The organism is Providencia rettgeri, from assembly GCF_001874625.1.
In the GTDB taxonomy this organism is placed as follows: Bacteria; Pseudomonadota; Gammaproteobacteria; order Enterobacterales; family Enterobacteriaceae; genus Providencia; species Providencia huashanensis.
Map to the genome: position 1 here is coordinate 3,865,610 of NZ_CP017671.1, position 25,773 is coordinate 3,891,382.

Annotated in this window: 21 protein-coding genes and 1 riboswitch; of the genes, 7 read left to right on the forward strand and 14 right to left on the reverse strand. The window is 42.0% G+C overall.

Annotated features, from left to right (window positions below):
* Positions 1-46: 46 nt before the first annotated feature.
* From RB151_RS17875 to nudF, 8 genes are all read right to left on the reverse strand, one after another.
* Positions 47-490 (reverse strand): GNAT family N-acetyltransferase, encoded by a 444-nt coding sequence (locus RB151_RS17875; RefSeq protein WP_048606288.1) that lies wholly within the window; start codon positions 488-490, stop codon positions 47-49.
* Between the two features lie 134 nt (positions 491-624).
* Positions 625-2,031, reverse strand: coding sequence for a cell division protein FtsP (gene ftsP, locus RB151_RS17880; RefSeq protein ID WP_048606286.1), 1,407 nt, complete (start codon positions 2,029-2,031; stop codon positions 625-627).
* Between the two features lie 355 nt (positions 2,032-2,386).
* Positions 2,387-3,124, reverse strand: a complete 738-nt coding sequence (locus RB151_RS17885) for a 1-acylglycerol-3-phosphate O-acyltransferase (RefSeq protein ID WP_042846393.1) — start codon at positions 3,122-3,124, stop codon at positions 2,387-2,389.
* A 113-nt stretch (positions 3,125-3,237) separates the two neighbouring features.
* Positions 3,238-5,493 (reverse strand): DNA topoisomerase IV subunit A, encoded by a 2,256-nt coding sequence (parC, locus tag RB151_RS17890; RefSeq protein ID WP_071548578.1) that lies wholly within the window; start codon positions 5,491-5,493, stop codon positions 3,238-3,240.
* A gap of 39 nt (positions 5,494-5,532) precedes the next feature.
* Complete coding sequence (parE, locus tag RB151_RS17895) at positions 5,533-7,428, reverse strand: DNA topoisomerase IV subunit B (RefSeq protein ID WP_042846024.1); 1,896 nt, start codon at positions 7,426-7,428, stop codon at positions 5,533-5,535.
* Between the two features lie 88 nt (positions 7,429-7,516).
* The gene (yqiA, locus tag RB151_RS17900; RefSeq protein ID WP_042846025.1) at positions 7,517-8,098 is read right to left on the reverse strand and encodes an esterase YqiA; all 582 of its coding nucleotides are present in this window, start codon (positions 8,096-8,098) and stop codon (positions 7,517-7,519) included.
* A 7-nt stretch (positions 8,099-8,105) separates the two neighbouring features.
* A complete protein-coding gene (gene cpdA / locus RB151_RS17905; RefSeq protein ID WP_042846027.1) occupies positions 8,106-8,945 on the reverse strand; it encodes a 3',5'-cyclic-AMP phosphodiesterase in 840 nt (279 codons plus the stop codon).
* Between the two features lie 673 nt (positions 8,946-9,618).
* Positions 9,619-10,257, reverse strand: coding sequence for an ADP-ribose diphosphatase (nudF, locus tag RB151_RS17910; RefSeq protein WP_048606281.1), 639 nt, complete (start codon positions 10,255-10,257; stop codon positions 9,619-9,621).
* A 305-nt stretch (positions 10,258-10,562) separates the two neighbouring features.
* Here nudF and tolC point away from each other — a divergent pair, with 305 nt between their 5' ends.
* From tolC to RB151_RS17925, 3 genes are all read left to right on the forward strand, one after another.
* Positions 10,563-11,957 carry an outer membrane channel protein TolC gene (gene tolC / locus RB151_RS17915; RefSeq protein ID WP_042846029.1) on the forward strand — a complete coding sequence of 465 codons (1,395 nt, stop codon included), beginning with the start codon at positions 10,563-10,565 and terminating at the stop codon, positions 11,955-11,957.
* Positions 11,958-12,371: 414 nt separating this feature from the next.
* Positions 12,372-13,076 carry a DUF1190 family protein gene (locus RB151_RS17920; protein ID WP_042846030.1) on the forward strand — a complete coding sequence of 235 codons (705 nt, stop codon included), beginning with the start codon at positions 12,372-12,374 and terminating at the stop codon, positions 13,074-13,076.
* A gap of 6 nt (positions 13,077-13,082) precedes the next feature.
* Positions 13,083-14,246: a glutathionylspermidine synthase family protein gene (locus RB151_RS17925; protein ID WP_042846031.1), complete on the forward strand. Its 1,164-nt coding sequence runs from the start codon at positions 13,083-13,085 to the stop codon at positions 14,244-14,246.
* An 84-nt stretch (positions 14,247-14,330) separates the two neighbouring features.
* Here RB151_RS17925 and ygiD read toward each other — a convergent pair whose 3' ends face one another.
* Together ygiD and ribB are read right to left on the reverse strand one after the other, a co-directional pair.
* Entirely contained in the window at positions 14,331-15,134 is an 804-nt protein-coding gene (gene ygiD, locus RB151_RS17930) for a 4,5-DOPA dioxygenase extradiol (RefSeq protein WP_048606279.1), read from the reverse strand.
* Positions 15,135-15,342: 208 nt separating this feature from the next.
* On the reverse strand, positions 15,343-16,029 hold the full coding sequence (gene ribB, locus RB151_RS17935; protein WP_071548579.1) for a 3,4-dihydroxy-2-butanone-4-phosphate synthase: 687 nt from the start codon (positions 16,027-16,029) through the stop codon (positions 15,343-15,345).
* Between the two features lie 157 nt (positions 16,030-16,186).
* A riboswitch (FMN riboswitch) is annotated at positions 16,187-16,337 on the reverse strand.
* Between the two features lie 320 nt (positions 16,338-16,657).
* On the opposite strand from ribB, the gene ubiK reads away from it, so the two are divergent.
* Positions 16,658-16,918: a ubiquinone biosynthesis accessory factor UbiK gene (gene ubiK / locus RB151_RS17940; protein WP_042846045.1), complete on the forward strand. Its 261-nt coding sequence runs from the start codon at positions 16,658-16,660 to the stop codon at positions 16,916-16,918.
* A 71-nt stretch (positions 16,919-16,989) separates the two neighbouring features.
* On the opposite strand, the gene hldE is transcribed toward ubiK, so the two are convergent.
* The 3 genes from hldE to RB151_RS17955 form a co-directional block, all read right to left on the reverse strand.
* Positions 16,990-18,417, reverse strand: a complete 1,428-nt coding sequence (hldE, locus tag RB151_RS17945; RefSeq protein ID WP_071548580.1) for a bifunctional D-glycero-beta-D-manno-heptose-7-phosphate kinase/D-glycero-beta-D-manno-heptose 1-phosphate adenylyltransferase HldE — start codon at positions 18,415-18,417, stop codon at positions 16,990-16,992.
* Between the two features lie 99 nt (positions 18,418-18,516).
* The gene (gene glnE / locus RB151_RS17950; RefSeq protein ID WP_071548581.1) at positions 18,517-21,363 is read right to left on the reverse strand and encodes a bifunctional [glutamate--ammonia ligase]-adenylyl-L-tyrosine phosphorylase/[glutamate--ammonia-ligase] adenylyltransferase; all 2,847 of its coding nucleotides are present in this window, start codon (positions 21,361-21,363) and stop codon (positions 18,517-18,519) included.
* A gap of 12 nt (positions 21,364-21,375) precedes the next feature.
* Positions 21,376-22,338 (reverse strand): inorganic triphosphatase, encoded by a 963-nt coding sequence (locus RB151_RS17955; RefSeq protein WP_042846049.1) that lies wholly within the window; start codon positions 22,336-22,338, stop codon positions 21,376-21,378.
* A gap of 279 nt (positions 22,339-22,617) precedes the next feature.
* Here RB151_RS17955 and RB151_RS17960 point away from each other — a divergent pair, with 279 nt between their 5' ends.
* Entirely contained in the window at positions 22,618-23,232 is a 615-nt protein-coding gene (locus RB151_RS17960) for a TIGR04211 family SH3 domain-containing protein (protein ID WP_042846399.1), read from the forward strand.
* A gap of 14 nt (positions 23,233-23,246) precedes the next feature.
* Positions 23,247-24,488 carry a multifunctional CCA addition/repair protein gene (locus tag RB151_RS17965; RefSeq protein ID WP_042846050.1) on the forward strand — a complete coding sequence of 414 codons (1,242 nt, stop codon included), beginning with the start codon at positions 23,247-23,249 and terminating at the stop codon, positions 24,486-24,488.
* 43 nt (positions 24,489-24,531) lie between these two features.
* Here RB151_RS17965 and folB read toward each other — a convergent pair whose 3' ends face one another.
* On the reverse strand, positions 24,532-24,891 hold the full coding sequence (folB, locus tag RB151_RS17970; RefSeq protein ID WP_042846051.1) for a bifunctional dihydroneopterin aldolase/7,8-dihydroneopterin epimerase: 360 nt from the start codon (positions 24,889-24,891) through the stop codon (positions 24,532-24,534).
* A 108-nt stretch (positions 24,892-24,999) separates the two neighbouring features.
* Between folB and plsY the strand changes: the two genes are divergently transcribed.
* Positions 25,000-25,656 (forward strand): glycerol-3-phosphate 1-O-acyltransferase PlsY, encoded by a 657-nt coding sequence (plsY, locus tag RB151_RS17975; RefSeq protein ID WP_042846052.1) that lies wholly within the window; start codon positions 25,000-25,002, stop codon positions 25,654-25,656.
* Positions 25,657-25,773: the final 117 nt, after the last annotated feature.

Here is a 25,773-nt window from a genome sequence, read left to right on the forward strand (position 1 = left end):
GTTCAAGATAAAAAAGAGCCGCAATTTCCATGCGGCTCGCTGATTTTTAAACTAAGCAATATTGAGCTAAATTCTCCCCCCAATCTGCTAAGCCTTGGGAAACAAACCCTGTGCTTTGATAAAAATAGTGCGCAGTATTATTTTCTGAATGATAACCAACCATCAAAAAGGGAATATTCGCTGTATTTTCCTGCTGAATATCCGCTATCAACAAAGCCATTGCCTGCTTTGCATAGCCCTTACCTTGATGTTTTTCATCAATCATAAAACGATAAATCCAGTAATTACCATCATCGGGGTCAATACCATACATTAACATCCCAATCATCTCATCACGATGGCATATCCCTTTCACGACAAACCCCGTTAGAAATTGCACTTCAGCAATAGAATAAAGGTTCGACGCAATAAATGCGGATTGCGCTGGTGAAACCTGTAAATCTGCGCACTCTTCCCAATTTTCAGGGGTTAAAACAACCAATGTTACCATTAACTTCTCCTAGTGTTAGAGAAGCAAATACCTCTCTAACTAATGATTATTATACAATTTAACGCTCTAGCTCTTGTGTTTGGCATAATAACCTCCTTAATAGTTCTTATTGATGACATTGCTATTTCATTTAACTACTCTTGTGGTGAAACCACCAACTGACCCGCTGAACCTAAATCCGCTTTTTCCAAATTTTGGCTATAGAATAAGAATGGAAAATGGTTATACGAAGGTTGCATCATTTGAACTAACAACTCGGTACGACCATCTACCCATACGGTGTCTTTCCAACCATAATCTTCAGGCGGAGTCGGTTGACCATTGCGGTTCAGCACTTTAAACCTCACACCTTCAATATGAAACGCTTGCGGAACATTTGTTGTAATAACCCAACGTTCCCAATTTCCTTGACGGCTTGTCATATCGACTCTATTAGTATCAAGAACCGCATTATTAATACCAAAGCCGTCATTAAGGTGGATTTCACGTTGCATTATACTGGATGTAACTTGCGTTTTGTCTTCAGCTAATTGCGTTGGTAAGCCATCAGTCACTAACGACATTAAGCCTGTGGCTTTAATCGTCAACACATTAGTAGAGATTAGGCTATTTGACGGCTCAAATAACCCTTTTACTCGGTCCATAAATGTTGCAGACTCGCCTGCTGTGATGGTCAACTCTTGAGTTTTCGCCATGTCAATCAGCACTTCTCGCCTTTCACCTGGGGCGAGTGGTAATGCTTGAACATTAACAGGCACAGTGAGTAAGCCTTGGTCTGATGCGATCATCGAAAATGGGCGACCATCACTAATTTTCATTACATAATGACGTGAATTCGATGCATTTAACAACCGTAAACGCACCCATCCGCGAGAAACTTCGACATACGGGTCCTGAACACCATTAACTAATAAGGTATCGCCAAGAAAACCGTCTTCGCTCGCTTTATATTCAGGCACACCAAAGTTATCTAGCCGCTTGTCTTGAATAATAATAGGAAAATCATCGACACCATAGTGCTTAGGCAAACGCAAATTTTTAGTCACATCATCTTCTATGATCCACATGCCTAATAACCCATTGTGGACTTGTTCACCCATTTTTCCTTGGGTATTTGCATGATACCAAAGTGTCGCTGCATTTTGACGAATAGGGATCACGGGGGACCAATCTGCATTTGGTGAAATCAGCCTTGCAGCCCCACCGATCTGAGTCCCCGGGATTTGTAACCCACTGATGGTCATTGAAACAGCTTCAGGTAATCTATTGCTATAAATTAGCTTTAAATCATCACCATTTTTGACTCTTATCGTTGGTCCTGGTGAAGAACCATTGATTCCCCAAATATCGGCTGAGTATTTCCCATCAAAAGACCAATGGATTTTTTGTAATGTCAAAAAGAGTGGCTGACCAGACCGAGATTCTAATAACGGTGGCACAGGTAAAGCTATCGCCCCCTCTGCGCTTACATTCATTGGCACATAGGACATACATAGAGCCAACCCTGCCGCTACAAGGGTTTGGCATCGATTGAATGACATAAATTCTCCGCTAAACAAAAATTCCAGCGCATTTTATTATTTAATATTAGAAACTTTCAGCCAATAATGCGGCTAATTTTGAATTGGCGCTAGTAAAATAACTACTTAGATACAACAATATAGTACCGTAATATTATGTCAGCCATGATATCGCGAAAAAAGGGGAAATTCTAAAAATATCTTCTAATATATAAAAATATAATTAATAGCTTTACAAGTAGTAGGGTTAATTAATTAAAAAGGAAAAAATTATACGAAATGCGATTCAAGTTTGATGAGCAAACTCGGTTTTGGATAATAATGCGGGCAATAATTTTTACTGACCGCATTATTGAATATTAGGCTTAATAACGCACTATTTTTGGGATTGCTTCGCCATTTCAGCGACTTCTAAATCTAACTCTTTTATTTTAGCTTCCATTAAGGAATGGCAGAGTTCTGACAGTTCGCGAACCTGTTCACGGCTATACACTGACGTATCGATAGGGTCTAGCATCTCAATGATCACATTGCCGTTATTCCAACGGTTTAGTTTAATCTTGCCTTGCGTACTAGAAACACAGACTGGCACGATAGGTACCCCAGCAGCGATAGCAGCATGAAATGCCCCCGTTTTAAAAGGCAATAGACCGCGCCCACGGCTGCGCGTCCCTTCTGGAAACATCCACACTGAAATTTTACGTTTTTTTATCTGATCCGCCACTTGAGTAATCGTATTATGTGCTTTAGAACGATTAGCGCGGTCAATTAGAATATTGCCAGTGATCCAATATAAAAAACCGAAAAATGGAATATAAACTAAACTTTTTTTGCCCACTGTTACCGTTCTTGGCTGCACACCATTTGACATGGTCACCATATCGTAATTGTTTTGGTGATTACCAATATAAATGCTTGGGCCATAGCTTTTGGCTTTTTCAGGGACACGGTTGATCACGTTAATCCCAAAAACTACAGATAACCGACCAAACATATGGCCAAACGTCATCACATGTTTTGGATTGCGTGGGCTAAATAGACAGTAAATACCGCCCCCGATACAAACAGCAAGCGTGTAGATAATAACTATAATCGCTCTAATCAGCGCTAACATACTAACCCCAAATTCAACGGGGCCATACAGCCCCAATCTATTAATATCACCCACTTATTCACCAATCAAATCTGACTGAGCAGTGAATAAATAGGAATTTATTACTTAACTAATTATTCAGCACCTAAAGGCTCAATATCAATACGTTCAATATTGTGCATTCCTCGCGGCAAGGAGGTCCCTTTGCGGCCGCGCTCTGAACGATATTTTTGCAGATCTTCAGCTTTAAATTTCAATTTTCGCTTACCAAAATGCAAAGTCATTGATGCACCTGTAGGTAAAATCATAAGCCAAGTCAACAAATCATCACCACTTGCAGCTTGAGCGCCAGCTATGTTGATAATTTTATTCCCTTTACCTTTCGACAGCTGTGGTAAATCTGAAACAGGGAATATTAACATACGCCCTGCTTTGGTTATTGCCAACAGCAAATCTTCTTGTTCATTATGTAGCTCAATGGGGGCTAACACTTTTGCGTTATCTGGTAACGAAATTAAAGCCTTACCTGCTTTGTTTTTGGTTACTAGGTCATTGAAAGTACAAATAAAGCCGTAACCAGCATCAGACGCCATCAAATATTTTTGCTCTTCAGGTGCCATTAACACATGTTCAATGGTTGCACCTGGTGGCAATGACAGTTTCCCTGTTAATGGCTCGCCTTGACTACGCGCTGATGGTAGTTCAAGCGGGTCAACAGAATAACTACGCCCTGTTGAATCAAGGAATACTGCGGCTTGGTTCGATTTGCCTCGAGCTGCGCCTTTAAAACCATCGCCAGCTTTGTAATTGAGGTTCGTCGGCTCTATATCATGGCCCTTAGCACTACGTACCCAGCCCATATCAGAAAGCACAACGGTAATAGGCTCTGAAGGGAGAATTTCATGCTCACTCATGGCCTTAGCTTCTTCACGCTCATGTAATGGTGAGCGGCGATCATCGCCATAAGCTTTAGCATCAGCCTGAATTTCTTTTTTAATTAAGGTATTTAATTTACGCTCTGACCCTAAGATACCTTGTAACTCATCACGTTCTTTTGCTAATTCATCTTGTTCACCACGGATCTTCATTTCTTCAAGCTTCGCTAAATGACGTAGTTTTAACTCTAAAATAGCTTCTGCTTGTGTATCCGTAATATTAAAGCGAGACATTAGGACAGCCTTTGGCTCGTCCTCTGTACGAATAATTTCAATAACTTCATCAATGTTAAGGTAAGCGATTAATAAACCATCTAAAATATGTAAACGCCTTAACACTTTGTCTAAACGGTGATTTAATCGATTACGAACTGTTTGGCGACGATAAGTAATCCACTCAGTTAAAATTTCAACTAACCCTTTAACTGAAGGACGATTGTCCAAGCCAATCATATTCAGGTTAACACGATAACTTCTTTCTAAGTCGGTAGTCGCAAATAAATGCGTCATCACTTGGTCAATATCAACACGATTACTACGCGGAACAATAACCAAACGAGTTGGGTTTTCGTGGTCAGATTCATCACGTAAATCTTCAACCATGGGTAGCTTTTTCGCGCGCATTTGGCTAGCAATTTGCTCTAATACTTTCGCGCCAGAAACTTGATGAGGCAACGCTGTTATCACTGCATTGCCGTCTTCTTTTTCCCACACAGCACGCATACGAACAGAACCACGGCCGTTTTGGTAAATTTTACGGATATCACTTTGTGAAGAAATAATTTCAGCTTCGGTCGGGTAATCAGGACCAGGAACAAACGCCATGATATCGTCAAGACCCAGTGTTGGTTTCTCCAACAATGCCACTAGCGCATTTGCCACTTCTCGGGCGTTATGAGGCGGAATATCTGTCGCCATCCCCACTGCAATGCCCGTTGTGCCATTTAATAAAATATTTGGCAGACGCGCCGGTAACATTTTAGGTTCGTTTAACGTACCATCAAAGTTAGGTACCCAATCAACCGTGCCATGAGCTAACTCGCTCAGCAAAACTTCCGCATACTTTGATAAGCGCGATTCGGTATAACGCATTGCTGCAAACGATTTAGGGTCATCCGGTGCTCCCCAGTTCCCTTGCCCGTCCACTAGTGGGTAACGGTAAGAAAACGGTTGAGCCATTAATACCATCGCTTCATAACACGCTCTGTCACCATGTGGATGGTATTTACCTAGTACGTCACCGACAGTTCTTGCTGATTTCTTATATTTTGCTGTGTTGCTCAAACCAAGTTCTGACATGGCATACACAATGCGGCGCTGAACAGGTTTAAGCCCATCGCCAATAAAAGGTAATGCCCTATCCATGATGACGTACATCGAATAGTTTAGATAGGCATTTTCAGTAAAGGCATGAAGCGGTAGGCGCTCCACACCATCATGAGTAATTTCACTCATTTAATTAATTCCTTACGCTTTCTCATCGCAATTCGGATGTTAGACATCAATTTCAGCCATATCGCCTTTTTCTTGTAACCAATTACGGCGGTCTTCAGAGCGTTTCTTCGCTAGAAGCATATCCATAACGGCAAGCGTTTCTTGGTAGTTTTCATCATCGATGGTTAACTGAACAAGGCGACGAGTATTTGGATCTAATGTGGTTTCGCGTAATTGTGGTGGGTTCATTTCACCCAACCCTTTAAACCGTTGAACATTCGGTTTACCACGCTTACGGCTAAGACGCTCTAGTACCGCATTTTTTTCGCTTTCATCAAGGGCATAGAAAGTTTCTTTGCCTAAATCGATACGGTACAGCGGCGGCATAGCCATATATACATGCCCCGCTTTGACTAAAGTCGGGAAATGGCGCACAAATAAAGCACACAATAACGTTGCGATATGTAAACCATCGGAATCCGCATCCGCAAGAATACAAATTTTACCGTAACGTAGTTGGCTGAGGTCTTCGCTATCAGGGTCAATACCAATTGCCACGGAGATATCATGTACCTCTTGGGAAGCTAAAACTTCGTCAGAAGACACTTCCCATGTGTTTAGGATTTTACCACGTAATGGCATGATAGCTTGGTATTCACGGTCGCGGGCTTGTTTTGCTGACCCACCCGCCGAATCCCCTTCGACAAGGAAGAGTTCTGTCATGCTAAGGTCTTGCGAGCTGCAATCTGCCAGTTTACCCGGCAATGCAGGGCCACTGGTTAGCTTCTTACGCACTACTTTTTTCGCCGCACGCATCCGGCGTTGTGCGCTCGATATTGCCATTTCCGCCAGTTGCTCAGCCACTTGCACATTTTGGTTTAACCACAGGCTAAAGGCATCTTTAACAACACCGGAAACAAATGCAGAACATTGACGCGATGAAAGGCGTTCTTTCGTTTGCCCTGCAAATTGAGGGTCTTGCATTTTTACGGAAAGTACATACGTACAGCGTTCCCAGATATCATCTGCCGAAAGCTTAACACCACGAGGTAAAATATTGCGGAATTCACAAAATTCACGCATCGCGTCCAATAACCCTTGGCGTAAACCATTAACGTGGGTTCCACCTTGCGCGGTTGGAATAAGGTTTACATAGCTTTCGGTTAACAATTCACCGCCTTCAGGTAACCATAACAGCGCCCACTGAGCACCTTCAGTTTCCCCTGAGAACTCCCCAGTGAAAGGTTTTGCGGGTAATGCTTCTAGCCCGTCTATGGATTCCATTAAGTAATCAGTTAACCCATCACTGTAACACCAGCTTTGCTCTGTATTATTGAGCTTGTCCTTAAACGTGATTTTCACGCCAGGACATAAAACGGCTTTGGCTTTTAAATTATGAGTTAAACGCGAAACTGAAAATTTTGGGCTGTCAAAATAGCTTTCATCTGGCCAAAAATGCACGCTAGTCCCTGTGTTACGCTTGCCACAGGTACCGATTACATGCAAATCTTCTACTTTATCGCCGTTTTCAAAGGCAATTTGATACACTTGGCTATCGCGACGCACTGTAACTTCAATACGTTTTGATAACGCATTGACTACGGAAATACCTACCCCGTGTAGGCCCCCGGAAAACTGGTAACTTTTATTGGAGAATTTCCCCCCTGCGTGCAGCTGCCCTAAAATTAACTCTACGGCTGGCACTTTCATTTCAGGGTGGATATCAACAGGCATACCACGCCCATCATCGATCACCTCAAGGGATTGATCGGCATGTAAAATAACTTCGATGTGCCCCGCATGCCCAGCAAGGGCTTCGTCGACACTATTATCAATTACTTCTTGAGCCAAATGGTTCGGTCGGCTGGTATCAGTATACATCCCCGGACGACGGCGAACAGGCTCCAAACCACTGAGGACTTCAATGGCCTCTGCGTTATAACTAGATTGAGTCATGTTGTCATTCTGCGGTAAATAGGTGGCTAATTGAACTATTCAATCAGTGAGTTACTGTTGATAATAACAGTGTTCATGTGTTTTGACACTATTTCTCTGCCAATTGTAAAAAATGAACAATTTGAGGAAAGTATGCTTCAAAACCAACAAATGCATGATTACCGTCAGGTTCTACAGTCTGTTTACACTTAGAAAGATAGGTAACAGCTTCACGATAATCAAGTACCTCATCCCCCATTTGCTGTAGTAACCAAATAAGATGAGGAGATGTTAACTTTTCAATGTATAAGGATTTTAGCTCATGAATATGTTTGTTTTCCAACACATATTTTTCGTAAGTATAGGGGTTTGTATTCTCCCCTAAATAGTCTTGTAGTAAGTCAAAGGGTCTTACAGCAGGGTTGACCACCACTGCAGGAAGTTGATAACGCTCACTGAGCCAAAGAGAAAAATACCCTCCAAGGGAGGAACCTACTAGGCCAATCTTCCCCTGTTTATGTTGTAAGACAATATCTTCTAACATGGCTTGAGCTTGCCGAGGAAAATTCGGTAATTGCGGCACAACCATATTGATATGTGGGTAGTTTGCATCAACCCATTTCTTTAAGCTATTTGCTTTAGCTGATAAAGGTGAGCTATTAAAACCGTGAATATAAAGTAAAGTAGACATAAGGTGATTAATAACCGTCGGAGTCTAAATCAGGGCTGAATTCTCTCGTCTCTAAACGATGCACACTCGTTTTGATATGCCTATGCCCTTGTTCATCCACACTGAGTTCCAAATAGCGCCAACCGGGTGCTACGGTATCTAGCGCAAAGTTAGTACAATGTGGTTTGAATTGCACGCAAGTTGAAGGCGTGGCTAACAAACGTATTCCATGCCAAAGCACATCCATTTCTTGATGAATATGCCCACACAGCATGGTTTTAACATTTGGATAGCTTTTTAGGTAATCCGCTAATATGTGCGAATTTCTTAAGCTGTGTTGATCTAGCCATGTACAGCCCGAAGGCAATGGATGATGGTGTAGCATTACTAACGTTGTACGGTCAGGTTGCGCATCTAAGCTCTGCTTCATCCATTCTAATTGTTGCTCAGAAAGTTCACCATGGGGGACGTCTTGCAATTGGCTATCTAACATTAGAATTTGCCATTCATCGCCAATTAAAATTTGTTTAGCGCTTGAGATACCAGCCACCCTAAGGGTTTCAACCATGGCTGGCGGATAATCATGGTTTCCAGGAAGCCAAACACAAGGCGCAGGAATACGCTCAATACCATCTGCAAAATGTTGATAAGCTTGTGGCGATTGGTCTTGAACCAGATCCCCTGTCGCAACAATCAAATCAATTGGGAGATTTTCTTTTGCAATAGCGCCAAGCACTGCTTGATAGCTATCATAAGTATTTACACCTAAAAGGGTGTTCTCAGTGTTAGCAAAAAGATGCGTATCCGTAACTTGTAAAATTCTCACGATCTTCGAGTTCTTTGCAGTCACTTCAAGCTGGCTGTCCAAAAGTATTCCTTATCCGTAAATATTATTTATGCCTAATTAATTATATTCATTACAACTATACACAAACTCAACACACTGCCGCTTGCTGTAAAATACACCGTAATTATTCTAAAGGGTAATTTGCCAACGCGCCAACTTAGCGCTGTATTACTTTAAATAATTCGAGTGGCAAGCTGAGCTACCCCAAGGAGCATACATCAGTATGTGACTTGGGTAGCGAAGCGCGGCCAACACACTTGCAGCTTGTTGTACTCCTTGCTTTAGTGCGCCTTGCCTCGCTGCAATCACCTTAAAGCATAATTTTTAACTTACTCGAATTACTCTAAATAATTCGAGTTGCAAGAAGGCGGCAAGCTGAGCTATCCCAAGGAGCATACACCAGTATGTGACTTGGGTAGCGAAGCGCGGCCAACACACTTGCAGCTTGTTGTACTCCTTGCTTTAGTGCGCCTTGCCTCGCTGCAATCACCTTAAAGCATAATTTTTAACTTACTCGAATTACTCTAAATAATTCGAGTTGCAAGAAGGCGGCAAGCTGAGCTATCCCAAGGAGCATACACCAGTATGTGACTTGGGTGGCGAAGCGCGGCCAACACACTTGCAGCTTGAAGTATGACGAGTAATTAGTTAAATATCTGCTAATTAGCACACACTTCACTAGATTAATTGTTATTTAAAACTGTTTCATCCATTTTCCACGAAGCTTGTGATAATTAAGCTGCAACCATTGAATGGCGATTACTGTCGCCGCATTATCAATAACCCCGTTTTCCACCCACTGATAAGCTTGTTCTCGGCTTACTACATGCACTTGAATATCTTCATTTTCTGATGCTAGCCCATGGACACCTTTTGCTTGGCGGCTATCTACCTCGCCAATAAATACATACATACGCTCAGTTGTACCGCCTGGGCTAGAAAGGTAGCTTAGCGCTTTTTCGGCGCGGCCAATCACTAACCCTGCCTCTTCCATGGCTTCTCGACGAATAACATCTTCGGGTGATTCGTTTTCCTCAATCATCCCTGCGACAGCCTCAAGTAACCAAGGTGTTGCGCTGGTTTCTATGGCAGGGAAACGAATTTGTTCAATTAAAACGATATTATCCGTTTGTGGATCATAAGGTAAAACAACCCCTGCATGGCCACGCTCAAATACTTCGCGACGGATTTCATTGCTCCACGAGCCAGCAAAAAGACGATGACGAAATCGGTACTCAATCATTTGAAAAAAACCATTAAATAATTTACGCTTGGATATAATTTCGACATCATTTTTGCCATATTTAATTGGCTGTTTTATTTTATTTGTCATTGCATTTCCCAAAACTATTAATTTCCATATTAAGGAAATAATTGTGGATTAAAACTGTTTTTAAGGCTTTTTAACCTCAGATGAGGTAATGTTTAATGAAATTAAGACAAAATGGCACAAAAGGCTACCGTTAACACAAGTGATACTCTGTTACAATGTGCGCCATTATTCAAATCGAAGAGCAACAATAGGGTCTGTTTTATTGGCTCTCTAAAACGCATAATTTGATACCTACGACTCATTTAGGCATGGTACGTTTTAGACCGCAGACTCAACTTAATTTGCTGTTTAATCAAGGAATCAAAATGAAGAAACTGCTTCCCCTTTTTATTGCGATGAGTTTTGTGGGTCTCAGTACCAATAGCTACGCAGAAGATTTACTGCAGGTTTACAAAAAATCTAAAGAAAGTAACCCCGAATTAAGAAAATCATTAGCTGAACGTAACCAAGCTTTTGAAAAAATTAATGAATCTCGTAGCCCATTACTACCACAATTAGGGTTAGATGCTGGTGCTAGCTACGGAAGCGGTTACCGCGATGCGCGAAATACTGAAAGTACGGGCTTAAATGCGACGTTAAAATTAACGCAAGTCGTCTTTGATATGTCGATATGGCGTCAATTGTCGATTCAAGAAAAAACAGCGGGTATTTCCGATGTGACGTATCAAACCAGCCAGCAACAACTGATCTTAGATACCGCAACCGCCTATTTTAATGTGTTAAAAGCGATTGACGCATTATCATACATCGAAGCAAATAAAGAAGCTGTTTACCGTCAATTAGATCAAGTAACACAACGTTTTAATGTTGGGTTAGTGGCGATTACGGATGTACAAAACGCTCGTGCAAACTACGACAGCGTGATTGCACAAGAAGTTGCAGGCCGTAACGACTTAGAAAATGCGATTGAAAAACTGCGTCAAGTCAGCGGCGTATATTATAGCCAACTTGCTTCTTTGAATATTGATCGCTTTAAAACCACTGAATTAGGCGATATCAACGCGATTTTAAAAGAAGCAGAAGAACGTAACCTTAATCTGCTAAGTGCACGTTTAGCACAAGATGTTTCGCGTGAAAATATTCGCTTAGCAGAAACTGGTCATATGCCTACAGTTGGTCTGAGCGCATCAACCAGTGTGACGAATAACTACCAACATGGTAGTGGCTATAGCGACCCATACACAGGTCTTTCTGGTGCACGTAATAGTTATAACGGGCAAAACAGCGTTGGTTTAACCTTGAGTATCCCACTGTATAAAGGTGGTGCGACTAGTTCACAAGTTGAACAAGCGCAATATGGTTTCCAAGGTGCGAGTGAACAACTCGAAACAGTATACCGTAACGTCGTTCAATTAGTTCGCTCATCATTTAACAACGTATCTTCATCAATCAGTAGCATCAATGCATATAAACAAGTCGTTGTTTCTGCACAAAGCTCATTAGATGCGATGGAAGCTGGGTATCAGGTTGGTACGCGTACTATCGTTGATGTATTAACAGCCACCACGGCCCTATACCAAGCAAAACAGAATCTATCTAATGCACGCTATGATTATATGATTAACCAACTCAACATTGAATTTGCTCGTGGTACTTTAAATGAAGATGATATTGCGCGTCTAAATGCAAATTTAGGCAAAGAAATATCAACTGCGCCAAGTAGTATCATCCGTAATACCAATGCGCCAGCTATTAACTAAATTTTTGGTTGGTGCTTAAGTGGTACAATGACCCGCTATTTTAGCGGGTTATTTTTTATCTGCAAAAGGCCATATATTTCCGGTACTAATCTGTTAAATTGCCCGTTTTAGCCAGCTTAGGTGATTTATAACTACTTTTAAATTACCTTAATTAGAAATTTCAGCCTATTCTCACTAGGGTTATTGCACAATAGCACAAAAAACAAACAGTAATTAATGTACTGATATTTAATGAAATTAGCTAATTATTACTGTAACTGTGTATATTCAATCCTCAAAAAATAGAGGGGAAGCGACAAAAATGATAAAATCAGCTTATTTCCCCTGTATTTCTGCTTTAATTTTCAGCGGTTATCCCCTATCCTAGAGGTAACCTAAATAACATCTTACTTAATTATATTCAGGGTAATTACCATGACCATGAAGCGTACCAAAAATATTAATCAAAGCGCATTCCGTAAGTCTTGGCGCTCATATCGTATGGCACCAGTTGCCGTTGCCGTCAGTGCGGTATTTATGCTTTCAGCTTGTGAAGAAAGTGATGAAACCGTATCACTGTATACCAATGCACAGGATTGCAGCCAAGCTAATCCATCACAAGCAGAACAATGTACTCTTGCTTACAACAATGCCCTACAAGAAGCAGCCAAAACAGCGCCAAAATATGAAACCCAAGCTGATTGTATTGCTGAGTTTGGTGAGTCAATGTGTACCCAAGCTCCTGCTCAAGCAGGTATAGCAGGGACGGGTTCTACTAATGGTGAACAAACCGCACAAGCACAAAGCAGCGGTGGCAGCATGTGGATGCCATTAATGATGGGTTACATGATGGGCCGTATGATGGGTGGTAGCGCGGCTTCCCAACCATTGTTTAGTTCAAAAAACCCAGCTAGCCCAGCTAACGGTAAGTTTGTTGATGCCACGGGTAAAAGTTACGGCCCAGCCGTTGCTGGTGGTCGTTCAATGAGCGTACCTAAAACGGCCATGGCACCTAAGCCACCAACAACATCAACCGTCACACGCGGTGGTTTTGGTGATACAGTGAATAAACAAGCAATGGCACAACGTTCATCTTCTTCTGCGAAATCAACTTCATCTTCCCGTTCAATGGGTGGTTGATAAGTAATGAAACGAGTTCCTATTGTCGAACGCCCGAATTGGCGTGAAAAAGCCTCTGAGTTTGGTTTCGAATTCCATACTATGTATGGTGAACCTTACTGGTCAGAAGATGCCTACTATCAATTCACAATGGCACAAATTGAAGAAATCGAAGATGCAACGGCAGAGTTGCATCAAATGTGCTTAAAAGTTGTCGAACGCGTAGTAGAAAGTGATGAATTAATGGCTCGCTTTCAAATTCCCAAACATTGTTGGGAGTTTGTTCGTAGCTCTTGGAAAAGTGAACAACCGTCCTTGTACTCAAGGTTAGACCTTGCTTACGATGGGGTTAACCCACCAAAGCTACTTGAAAATAACGCAGATACGCCAACTTCATTATATGAATCTGCATTTTTCCAATGGATTTGGCTTGAAGATCAAATCGAAGCTGGCAAGTTACCAGAAAATGCAGATCAATTTAATAGTATTCAAGAACAGTTGATCGAGCGTTTTACTCAACTTAAAGATCAATACGGTTTCCGTCTACTGCATATGTCTTGCTGTCGTGATACCGAAGAAGACAGAGGTACTGTTCAGTATCTTCAAGACTGTGCTAACGAAGCTGGCGTAGCCACTGAATTCTTATATATTGATGAAATTGGCCTAGGTGAAAAAGGTGAGTTTTCGGATACTCAAGATCAGGTTATTAGTAATCTGTTCAAATTATATCCGTGGGAATTTATGCTAAGAGAAATTTTCTCAACCAAACTACAGGATGCAGGTGTTCGTTGGTTAGAGCCTGCATGGAAAAGCATTATTTCCAACAAAGCCTTACTCCCAATGTTATGGGAAATGTTCCCTGATCACCCTAATTTACTACCGGCTTATTTTGCCGATGGTAAAACACAACCTGAACTCGATAAATACGTTATTAAACCGCTTTTTTCTCGTGAAGGAGCCAATATTCGTATCATCGAAAATGGCAAAGAAATTGCTGCTGCTGATGGCCCATATGGTGAAGAAGGTATGATTATTCAGCAGTTCCACCCTCTTCCACAATTTGAAGGTAGCTATACCTTAGTGGGCAGTTGGCTAGTGAATGACCAACCTGCGGGGATCTGCATCCGTGAAGATAAAGAACTGATCACTCAAGATCTATCGCGTTTTTACCCACATACGATCATCGATTAGTTATCATCAATCACTAAAACGCAAAAAGCTCAAACTTTCTAATATAGTTTGAGCTTTTTTATTATGCGAAGATATAACAACAAGTTAACCAATTTGAATTGACATCATACTCAATGATCCAGAAACAATCCCTTCTATAGGTATACTAATTTTTTCTTTTCCATCCCATGTTCCCAGTATTGGCAAAATAGGTAAATAATGTTCTGGCGAGGGATTAGATAGCTTACCGTCCTCCCGCTCTAAACCATTTGTTAATGGATGTGGCAGCTCACGGCTTTGTAGGTTGTCATAGACAAACTGCTCAAAAGAAATAGCCCATGGATACGGCTCTGCTTGTGCATTCTGCCAATTCATTGCTCGTAAGTTATGGACAATATTACCGCTTCCCATAATTAGCACCCCATGCTCCCTTAAAACAGACAGTTTTCTGCCTAATTCATGGTGCCAAGCCATAGGTTTAGTTGCATCGATACTCAGTTGAACCACAGGAATATCTGCTTTTGGATACATACGCACTAAGATTTCCCATGTCCCGTGATCCAGTCCCCACTCTTGGGTATCAAGGTAAACAGGTTCAGGGGATAATAAGTCAGCAACCTGCTGCGCCAATTCAGGTGAACCCGGAGCAGGATATTCAACCTGATAGAGCTCTTCAGGAAAACCGCCAAAATCATGAATCGTTTTAGGTTTTAACATCGAAGTAATTGCTGTCCCTCGTGTATACCAATGCGCTGAAATCACCAATATCGCAGTGGGCCGCGGTAAAGTTTTACCAAGATGTTCCCATTTTTGAGTATAAGGGTTGTCTTCAATCGCATTCATTGGACTGCCATGACCAATAAAAATAGCAGGGAGTTTAGTTTGTACGACAGACGTATTTACCGACATGATGATTTGACTCCACCTCAATTAGTTTCTTATTACAGCATACGCCGTTTAGTAAAAAACACAGTGGGCTAATTATGAGGATGATCATCAAAAAATTTGAAAAGGCCATCAAGGTGTGCAACTCAATGGCCTCAATATGATTCTATATGCTTAACAGACTACTTATTACCTAAATAACCAATATCGCTATTTAGGTGATATTCGAAATTTACCTACTCCTCGAAATATGATGAGGATTAGCTAGCTTTCTTTTTTGCTCTTGCTGCAAACGGTACTGAACTAAATCTTCAATCGTCACAACGGTTAAACCATGCTGCCTACCAAAGACGACAACATCTGGTGTACGTGCCATAGAACCATCGTCATTAGTTAACTCACACAGAACACCCGCGGGTTTGAAACCAGCCATAGTGGCTAAGTCAATAGATGCTTCTGTATGACCACGGCGAGTTAATACGCCGCCTTCTCGACCGCGTAATGGGAATACATGGCCTGGATGATTTAAGTCTGAAGGTACTGCTTTATCTGCAATTGCTGCGCGGATAGTTGTGATACGGTCTGCGGCAGAAACCCCAGTGGTAACCCCTTTGGCAGCTTCAATTGTTACAGTAAAACCGGTTTGATTTTGGCTTGTGTTATTTTCCACCATCATTGGCAGCTCAAGCTGCTTGCGACGTTCTTCAGTGATACAAAGGCAAACAATCCCACTGCTATAGCGAATGGTAAATGCCATTTGTTCTGTTGTCATAGTTTCTGCGGCAAACACTAAGTCCCCTTCATTCTCACGATCTTCATCGTCAAGAACAAGGACACCTTTACCTTGGCGCAGAGCCTCGATAGCGTTTTCAACACGTTCGATAGGATTACCGAATTCGGAAAGTAGCGTATGATCCATGGTAAAAAACCTCTTAAATAGTTATTAACTAGTTACCAGAATCAAGGCAGTCTTAGGAGTACGAGAAATGATGAATAAACAAATAGCCAAGATGGCTATCAACTCATTCAGGTATGCAGAACAATATTGTGCAACACCGCACAAACATGCAGATACAGTTAATTCTCTCCCATCCGGACTATAACCGTCGGCTCCAGATTCACACTGGATCTGCTGACCTTTACCACAAAATGATAAAGCGCTCGCGGGCTTCATGCGCGTTGCATGTTACCGCCGGTGGGGACTTACACCCCGCCCTGAGATAAACGCAATTAATATAACGCCAATAATTCAAGTGCGCAACGATGAAGATCAAAATTGGCGAACAACTCACACTTTTAGTCAAAAAACATGAATAAAAACTTAGCGTTATAAAGGTTAATTTCACTGCTCTATTTATTTTTCCATTCTCTGTGACTAAAAGAGAAAAGGGCATTATCACTTGGGGGTAGAGATTGTTTGTGTTTAGGGTCGCAGAAAGTGACCAACACAGTGATAGCTCTCAGTATGGCGTGGAAAAAGGTTTATTACCGCGACAAGAGGCATTACACTACTAATAATTATTTTTTGATTAATTAAGGACCCGCGAATGCTCGATCCGAAAAAACTGGAACAGGTGGCACGCCAAATCCAAGGTGCATTACCACAAGGCGTACGTGATCTAGGCGAAGACTTTGATAAAAAGCTGCGTTCTCTTTTACAGTCACAGCTCGGTAAACTGGATTTAGTCAGCCGAGAAGAATTTGATATTCAAACTCAAGTTTTATTACGCACCCGTGAAAAATTAGCCAAAATGGAACAGCGCGTCAGCGCATTAGAAGCCCATTTTAGCGAAGACAAAAACGAATAATCATTAAAAAACAAAAAAACCTCACTGGGTTTCAAACACCCAAGTGAGGTTTATCACTCGTAAATAATCAATTAGCTGGTTTTCATAATATTTTTAATGATATTGGTTGTTGAGATACCATCTTCAAAATTAAGCACTTTAACTTCACCTCCCGCAGCCCACACCTCAGCACTGCCCGCAATATCTTCTGGTTGATAATCACCACCCTTGACTAAGATATCCGGCAATACCTCTGCAATTAAGCGTTGTGGTGTATCTTCTTCGAAGGGAACCACCCAATCAACGGCGCCTAATGCTCCAAGTACTGCCATGCGTTGCTCTAATGGGTTTACAGGCCGAGTCTCCCCTTTTAAACGACGAGTAGATGCATCGCTATTTACTGCAACAATCAATCTATCACCTAATTTACGTGCATTTGCTAAATAAGATACATGCCCCGCATGCAAAATATCAAAGCAGCCATTGGTCATAACAACCCGTTCACCACGCTGCCTTGCGTTAGCAACTGCTTGTTTTAGTTCGCTTTCGGTCATTACGCCAAAACCAGTATCCGCACGACCACGGATAGCATTTTCCAATTCAATTGGTGAAACGGTTGAAGTCCCTAATTTCCCGACTACAACACCTGCCGCAGCATTAGCGAGTGCGCACGCTTCATGTAACGGACGACCAGAAGCAATTGAAGCAGCTAATACCCCAATCACTGTGTCACCCGCCCCCGTGACATCAAACACTTCTTGCGCTTGGGTTGGTAAATGCAATGGGGCTTCATCACGACGAATTAAGCTCATCCCTTGCTCTGAACGAGTGATTAATAAAGCCGTTAGATCCAGAGATTGAAGCAACTTCATACCTTTTTCTTCAACATCTTGATTGTTCTTACAAGGCCCTACGATGGCCTCAAATTCTGACATATTTGGTGTCAGTAACGTGGCACCTCGATAACGCTCAAAGTTATTTCCTTTTGGGTCAATCAAGACAGGCACGCCTGCTTTATTTGCTAAAGCAATCATCTTTTCGACATGGGTTAAAGCCCCTTTTGCGTAGTCTGATAACACAAGCGCCCCAATATACGGTAGCGCCTGTTCAATACGCTCTAACATCGGCTGAGCATCAACATTGTCAAAACCTTCTTCGAAATCAAGGCGGATCAATTGCTGATTACGCGATAATACACGCAATTTGGTGATCGTCGGATGCGTTGGGATCGCAACAAAATCACAACGTACTTGCACTGCATTTAAATTTTCAGTGAGTGCTTTCGCAGCATCATCAATACCCGTCAAACCAACAAGACGGGAATTTGCGCCTAATGACGCAATATTCATAGCAACGTTAGCTGCACCACCAGGGCGCTCTTCTACCATGGTCACTTTAACTACAGGAACAGGGGCTTCAGGTGAAATTCGGTTTGCAGGACCATGCCAATAACGGTCTAACATCACATCACCCACTACTAGCACACCGGCTTGTTTATAATCCGGAAGAGTTACTTTCATCCTGCACTCCAGTTTTCAAAAAGTCTGATAATAATTTGCAACAATACTAGCATATTGCGCTGTTTAGCTAAATAAAATGCCGTAAACTGCTGTCAGTGTTTACTCACCTAACCATTTTTGCCAACTGACTAAAACTTGCTGGCGTTCTTCAGCAAACTGGCTGATGTTGACTCGGCTTGGCAATGACTGCAAGGCTAAATGGTGTAATTCATTACGCATTGTGACATAGGCATAAGTTAACGCCGCCGCTTCATCTTCTGACATAATGTTATATTGGGTCATTAGTTCGAAAATACGGACGTTATCCGACCAACGCGTCAATGCTGCATTTTGCGAAGCAAACCGTAAGACTAAATACTGAGCAATAAACTCAATATCGGTGATCCCTCCAGGGTCCGCTTTTAAATCAAATTCATCGTCTTGGTGGCTACCTAAGTGTTGGTGCATTTTCAATCGCATATCACGTACTTGCTGTTGCAAGACTTGTGGTTCCCTAGGCATACAAAGAGTTTCATGGCGAGTTAACGCGAATTGTTGCTGTAAATTAGCATCACCAAATACCATTCTAGCGCGTATTAATGCTTGATGTTCCCACGTCCAAGCATCATTTTTTTGGTAATCATCAAAAGATTGGATTGTGCTTACCAACATCCCTGACTCACCAGACGGCCTTAAGCGCGCATCAACTTCATATAAAACACCTGAAGCGGTTCTAGTACTAAATAGGTGAATAATGCATTGGGCAACACGTAAATAAAACTGCCGTGCATCAATGGAACGATCACCATTTGTGACCACATTTAATGGGCAGTCAAATAAGAAAACCAAGTCTAAGTCAGAGCTATAGCCTAATTCCCATCCCCCTAACTTCCCATAACCTAACACAGCAAAACCATATTGTTTTTTATCTTGCTGCGCTAAATGCGCAGGTTCGCCATAGCGCCTTACCATCTTTTGCCAAGCTTGATGAACAACCGCATCAATAATCGCTTCAGCTAAGTAAGTTAAGTGATCACTCACTTTCATGACTGGCAATACACCTGAAATATCTTCGGCTGCGATACGTAATAACTGTGCTTGCTTAAATTGGCGTAGCGCTTCGAGTTGCTGTTCCTCATCTTCTTCAGGAATTCGCATTAAATATTGGCGCAATTCATCACGATAAGCGGTTAATGGTAGGGGTTGATATAAAGATTGTGGGTCAAGTAGTTCATCCAGTAATAATGGGTGACGAGCAAGTTGTTCTGCTATCATCGGCGATGCTGCGCATAAGCGAATGACATGCGTCAAAACTTCATCAAATTCAAGCATTAGTTCAAGGTAAGTAGTACGGCTGACAATACTTAATAGTAATGGTGTCATCCGTTCGATCACCTGACCTGCATCGTCACGCTCACCAACTTTAGCTAATAATTTAGGCATTAAATCATCAAGCACATCACGCCCTCGAGGGCCAATGGTGCGCTTGTTAAGATCATGACGAAACATTAAAATGCCATGGATTATTTTTTGCGCGACATCTTCATTTTTAGATGGCAAATATGTCGCTAACTCTTCTTTCGATAACTCGCTTTGCCAAAGTGTAATATAAATCTCATTGAAGGTATCTGAACCTTCATCTTCATCGTCCTGACCGATTTGCTCGGCAAATATGAGATGGACGGCGGCCATTTTTTGGCTCAACACATGATAAAATGTTTGCCAATCGCTGTAACCCATTCCCCATGATAAACGCGCTTGGTTTAAATCATCATCAGGAAGTGTTTGAGTTTGTTGGTCATCAATACTTTGCAGTAAATTTTCGACTCTACGCAAAAAAAGGTAGCTATCTTGCAGAGTATCGACTTGATCGTCGGTTAATAGTGCTAATTCGCGTATACCTTGCAAAGTCGTAAATAAGGATTGCGACTGCAAAACAGGCTCTCGCCCTCCGCGAATAAGCTGAAAAACTTGTGAGATAAATTCAACTTCACGTATCCCCCCTGCACCTAATTTGATGTTATTCACCAACCCGCGACGCCGAACTTCCCGTTCAATCATATTTTTCATATTACGCAGCGATTGGATCACACTAAAATCAATATAGCGGCGATAGACAAAAGGACGCAAAAGCTTACGTAAACTTTGAGCATAATGAAGGCTGTTAGCCCCCATAATCCGAGCTTTGACCATCGCATAGCGTTCCCAATCTCGCCCTTGTTCTTGATAATAATCTTCAAGGGCTGAGAAACTGAAAACTAACGGGCCACTCTCACCAAATGGCCGCAAACGCATATCAACCCGATACACAAAACCCTGTGCGGTGACTTGGTCAAGTACCCGAATTAATTTTTGCCCTAAACGCGTAAAAAACTGTGCATTGTCTAGCTCTTTTCGGCCACCTTGGGTTACACCGTTTTCAGGATACGCAAAAATCAGGTCAATATCAGATGAAAAATTAAGTTCCCCGCCACCTAATTTACCCATGCCTAGCACTAATAATGGCTGCGGCTTTCCTTCAAGGTTACAAGGCGTTCCCCAAGATTGGCTATATTCCCGATACAGCCAATCCCTAGCAGCAACAACCAGTGTTTCTGCTAATACACTTAATTGATAAATTGTCTCTTTTTGGGTGCTTATCTCTAATATTTGCATCCATGCGCAACGCACTAACATATGATGACGAAATGTGCGTAACACCTGCATCAAATGCTCTTCCTCCGTGACGGGCAACATTTCTTGCGCTAACCATGTTGCGTAACTTTTCCATTCATCGGCTTTCGGAGGTTGAGAACGAATTTCAAGTAAAAAGCGCGAATGCGCTAAAACCTGCTGAAATACAAAATCACTGAACGTAAGCACTTGGGTTTCTTGCTCATTTAAGGGCAGTAACTCATGAGCTTGTTCGGCTATTTGACTTAAAACACGTTCACTTTGGGCTCGCAGCAAATTAGGAAAAGAGAGCATTTTATCAATACCTTATTGAGCTTCTTGATAAGTTAAAGCACTTAGCCATTGAATAAAGGCTAATTTGCACTTTAACCATTGGCTACTATAGCAAAAATCCTCAGCACTGATGGCTTCATTCGCAATATCTAAACGCAACTGTTCTAACGGCGTATCGTGCACAAAGTGAGGCGCAGAATTTTGATAATGAACTAAAAAGGCTTGCACAAAACGCAAAAACTCAGAAAAACCCTGCCGAGCATCACTTTCACCAGCTAACCAATATGCTTCGTGTTGCTGGCAAAGTAACTGCATATGAGTCAATGATTTTTCAATAGGTTGTTCTTCGTAATCAAATATGGCATCCGGCCGTGTTAATGGTGTAGTAGTCGGGTTAATCAATGAGTAACCTCGGGCTGCTTTGCTGACAGATGAGAGGTGAAGGCCATCAATATCGGCAATTTTTTTGGCTAGATTGAGTACGTCTGCGATAAAGCCTTTTTTAAGTTCCAATTCAAACTCTTGAATGGGTAGATCTTTTGCCCCAGCAGAAATCTCACCTTGGTCTAAAACAACCTCAATTTCACTATCTTCAAACGTGACAAGCCACTTTTCACGGGTAAAATTAGTACTAAAAAGTATACTAAGTTCAGATTGTAGCTGAGCGACATCCGTCCCTTCCGGCCAAATTTCCGTTGGAAATGCCGCTAAGTTAAGCTCTGGCGAATCAATATCAACATTAAATTCAGGGCGTTGATGTAGCCCACCAATTGCCTGCCCCGCTGTTTTAATCGTCATTTCGTAGCGACCATCACAACCGCGGATGCGTAACCCCATATCCCATTGACGCAATTGTCTTTTTTCTGTATCAAAATAGATATTGGTTAACTTAGTTGGCTCACTGTATTGGTGGGAAAGTGTAGAAATACACTGGCGAACAGCCTCGATTGCACACCCTTTTGCGGCTAATTTGAGTTCAACCTCTACGTGGCTCATACATATCCTTAATTGATTATTTCACTGCCATCATATTACCCCAATCAAGCCAAGCAGAGAAAAGAAACTATCTATAAATCAAAAATTCTACCTATTACATTTCTTTCAGAGAGTTATATTGTAAATGAGATAAAAAGAAGTGTAATTTAGACAGTTAGGATAGTTCTCATTATCCTTTAGAGCATGAATACATCGATGTTTAGAGTTTGCACCTACACACTTTACTTATTAGTATTCAATGAATATAAAATTCACTCACCACAAAAGACTGTAAATACCATGCGAAAAATTCCATTATTATTAATTTCACTCATGGGGCTAGGCCTTTCCTTAAATGCACACGCAGCAGAAAAACGTTATGTATCAGATGACCTATCAACTTACGTTCATAGTGGCCCTGGTACAAATTACCGCATTGTTGGCACACTTAATGCGGGAGAAACGGTTGAGCTGATCTCCACAGATAATAAATTTGCGCAAATCAAAGATCAAAAAGGCAGAACTGTTTGGCTACCTGTAGACCAATTAAGTAATACCCCAAGCATGAAAACGCGTATTCCTGAATTAGAGGCTGAAAATCAAAAACTACGTCAACAATTAGATAGCATTGACAATACATGGAATACCCGTACCGCAGAAATGCAACAAAAAGTGGCGGATAACGACAATATCGTTAACCAGCTAAAAGCTGAAAATGAAAAACTAAAAAATGAATTAATTAAATCAGGTAAAAAACTGGAAATAGCAGAGGTCAACTTGGATGATCGCCGCCGTGAGTTGATTTTACAATGGTTTATGTATGGTGGAGGCGTTGCTGGAGCGGGGTTAGTTTTTGGTTTGATTTTACCTCACATCATCCCTCGTCGTAAAAAACGTAATAATGGTTGGATGTAACAAAGGTCATTAATATGCAAGTTTATCTCGTTGGTGGCGCCGTGCGGGACCAACTCCTTGGTCTTCCTATTTCTGATAGGGATTTTGTGGTAGTTGGTACAACCCCAGAAGCTATGCTTGAGCAAGGTTTTCAACAAGTAGGGAAAGATTTCCCCGTTTTTTTGCATCCGAAAACTCATGAGGAATATGCGCTAGCCAGAACTGAGCGTAAAACCGGCGCTGGCTATACTGGCTTTAGTTGTTATAGCGCCCCGGATGTCACCATTGAAGATGACTTATTACGACGAGACCTAACCATTAATGCAATGGCACAAAGTGATTCTGGCGAAATTATTGACCCGTTTAACGGTATCAAAGACTTAGAAAACCGGTTATTACGTCATGTATCTAGTGCATTTTCAGAAGACCCGTTACGGGTATTGCGTGTAGCCCGTTTTGCTGCACGCTATTTCGAATATGGTTTCTCTATCGCACCTGAAACTTTAGCACTAATGCAATCTATGGCGGCAACGGGGGAATTAAGCCACTTAACCGCTGAACGTGTTTGGGCAGAAACAGAAAAAGCACTGAAATCAAGCTCACCCCAAGTTTATTTCGACGTATTGCGTCAATGCGGTGCACTTCGCGTCCTTTTTCCGGAAATTGATGGCTTATTTGGTGTTCCCGCCCCCGAAAAATGGCATCCAGAAATTGATACAGGGGTTCATACCTTGATGGTCATGAAGGTTATCGCAACCTTATCTGATGATATCGATATTCGCTTTGCTGCGCTCTGCCATGATGTAGGTAAAGCATTAACGCCCCCTTCCGTTTGGCCCAGTCATCCTAATCATGGGGAAAATGGAGTCGTACTCATTGAAAAACTTTGTGATAGATTGAGGGTGCCTAGTAGCGCCCGTGATCTGGCTCGCCTTGCAGCTCGCTACCATGATAAAATTCATATTATCAATAAGCTACCTGCAAATGATTTAATTGCGGTTATGGACGGATTAGATAGTTGGCGCAAACCTGAACGAATTACGCAATTAAGTTTAATCAGTGAAGCCGATGCAAGAGGCAGATTAGGCCTTGAGCAACAAGCCTATCCACAAGGGGAATTTCTTAGACAAGCATTTGCCATTGCGCGTGCTGTTGAGGTCAAACCGATTATTGAACAAGGGTTTACAGGGCCGGAAATTCGCCAAGAACTAACACGGCAGCGTATTCAAGCTGTGCAAGATTGGCAGAAACAACAGCAAATAATGGTAATAGCTTAGTAAGCCATGGTCATACTGGCGGTATAACACCGCCAGTCGCCGTTTAAGCGGTTTTAATTCCCCTTTCGATTACTACCCCCACTTGGCGTGCGCGAGCGACTGCGCCCGGCTTAGCCACCCTGATTCGTACCCATGGGCTTTTAAACTGAGTCAATAAGAGCTGAGCGACTTCTTCAGCCACTCGCTCGACTAAACCAAATTTATTTTCCTCTACATAGCTGATAATGGCTTGGCTGACTTGTGCATAATCCAAGCAGTACTCAACATTATCGCTCATAGACGCGCGTTGGTTGTCCCATCCCATTTCGATATCGAGCACTAATTTTTGTTCAATATCTTGTTCCCAGTCATATACACCTATCGTGGTGATGACTGATAATTGTTCAATAAATACGATATCCATCACGTCATTTTCTCATTTATGTACTGAATTGATACCACTTCGGCAAAAATATGCGTATTATCCAAGGCTGAAGTGAATATATGGCCTTAACCGTTTTTGGAGTTAGCTATGAGTGCAACCGCGCTTGGCATGATAATCTTCGCCTATCTATGTGGATCAGTTTCGAGTGCGATACTGATCTGCCGTTTGGCGAGACTACCCGACCCCCGTCAACACGGCTCTGGTAACCCCGGTGCAACTAACGTATTACGTGTCGGTGGCAAAGCTGCCGCTGCTGCTGTTCTTATTTGCGATGTATTAAAAGGTATGGTCCCAGTTTGGCTTGCTTATTATTTAAATGTGCAACCATTCTATCTTGGGTTTGTCGCAATTGCAGCTTGCCTTGGGCATATTTATCCTGTTTTCTTCCATTTTAAAGGCGGGAAAGGCGTTGCTACCGCTTTTGGCTCAATTGCTGCTATTGGTTGGGACTTATCTGGGTTAGTCGCTGGTACATGGTTACTCACTGTACTGCTAAGCGGCTATTCCTCATTAGGGGCAATTGTGAGTGCGCTACTGGCACCATTTTACGTATGGTGGTTTAAGCCTGAATTTACTTTCCCTGTCGCAATGTTATCTTGCTTAGTCCTTGTGCGCCATCATGGCAACATACAACGTCTTTGGCGCGGTCAAGAAAGCCGGATTTGGCAAAAACTAAAAAATAAAAAGCAAAAAACCAATAAAGAAATTGCCCAAGAAGCCAAAGAACAAGAACTCGACGATTAATCCCCCCTCTTTTCTATCATGATAAAAACGAGCTGAAAATTCAGCTCTTTTTTTATCGTTTCATTTTCATCACAGACTGCCTAAAACACCGAATAATAACAGCAGGGTTATATCTCA

Coding starts and splice junctions, on each gene's coding strand:
- RB151_RS17875 (WP_048606288.1), bottom strand. CDS start 490: ATGGTAACATTGGTTGTTTTAACCCCTGAAAATTGGGAAGAGTGCGCA.
- ftsP (WP_048606286.1), bottom strand. CDS start 2,031: ATGTCATTCAATCGATGCCAAACCCTTGTAGCGGCAGGGTTGGCTCTA.
- RB151_RS17885 (WP_042846393.1), bottom strand. CDS start 3,124: ATGTTAGCGCTGATTAGAGCGATTATAGTTATTATCTACACGCTTGCT.
- parC (WP_071548578.1), bottom strand. CDS start 5,493: ATGAGTGAAATTACTCATGATGGTGTGGAGCGCCTACCGCTTCATGCC.
- parE (WP_042846024.1), bottom strand. CDS start 7,428: ATGACTCAATCTAGTTATAACGCAGAGGCCATTGAAGTCCTCAGTGGT.
- yqiA (WP_042846025.1), bottom strand. CDS start 8,098: ATGTCTACTTTACTTTATATTCACGGTTTTAATAGCTCACCTTTATCA.
- nudF (WP_048606281.1), bottom strand. CDS start 10,257: ATGACAAATAAAATAAAACAGCCAATTAAATATGGCAAAAATGATGTC.
- tolC (WP_042846029.1), top strand. CDS start 10,563: ATGAAGAAACTGCTTCCCCTTTTTATTGCGATGAGTTTTGTGGGTCTC.
- RB151_RS17920 (WP_042846030.1), top strand. CDS start 12,372: ATGACCATGAAGCGTACCAAAAATATTAATCAAAGCGCATTCCGTAAG.
- RB151_RS17925 (WP_042846031.1), top strand. CDS start 13,083: ATGAAACGAGTTCCTATTGTCGAACGCCCGAATTGGCGTGAAAAAGCC.
- ygiD (WP_048606279.1), bottom strand. CDS start 15,134: ATGTCGGTAAATACGTCTGTCGTACAAACTAAACTCCCTGCTATTTTT.
- ribB (WP_071548579.1), bottom strand. CDS start 16,029: ATGGATCATACGCTACTTTCCGAATTCGGTAATCCTATCGAACGTGTT.
- ubiK (WP_042846045.1), top strand. CDS start 16,658: ATGCTCGATCCGAAAAAACTGGAACAGGTGGCACGCCAAATCCAAGGT.
- hldE (WP_071548580.1), bottom strand. CDS start 18,417: ATGAAAGTAACTCTTCCGGATTATAAACAAGCCGGTGTGCTAGTAGTG.
- glnE (WP_071548581.1), bottom strand. CDS start 21,363: ATGCTCTCTTTTCCTAATTTGCTGCGAGCCCAAAGTGAACGTGTTTTA.
- RB151_RS17955 (WP_042846049.1), bottom strand. CDS start 22,338: ATGAGCCACGTAGAGGTTGAACTCAAATTAGCCGCAAAAGGGTGTGCA.
- RB151_RS17960 (WP_042846399.1), top strand. CDS start 22,618: ATGCGAAAAATTCCATTATTATTAATTTCACTCATGGGGCTAGGCCTT.
- RB151_RS17965 (WP_042846050.1), top strand. CDS start 23,247: ATGCAAGTTTATCTCGTTGGTGGCGCCGTGCGGGACCAACTCCTTGGT.
- folB (WP_042846051.1), bottom strand. CDS start 24,891: ATGGATATCGTATTTATTGAACAATTATCAGTCATCACCACGATAGGT.
- plsY (WP_042846052.1), top strand. CDS start 25,000: ATGAGTGCAACCGCGCTTGGCATGATAATCTTCGCCTATCTATGTGGA.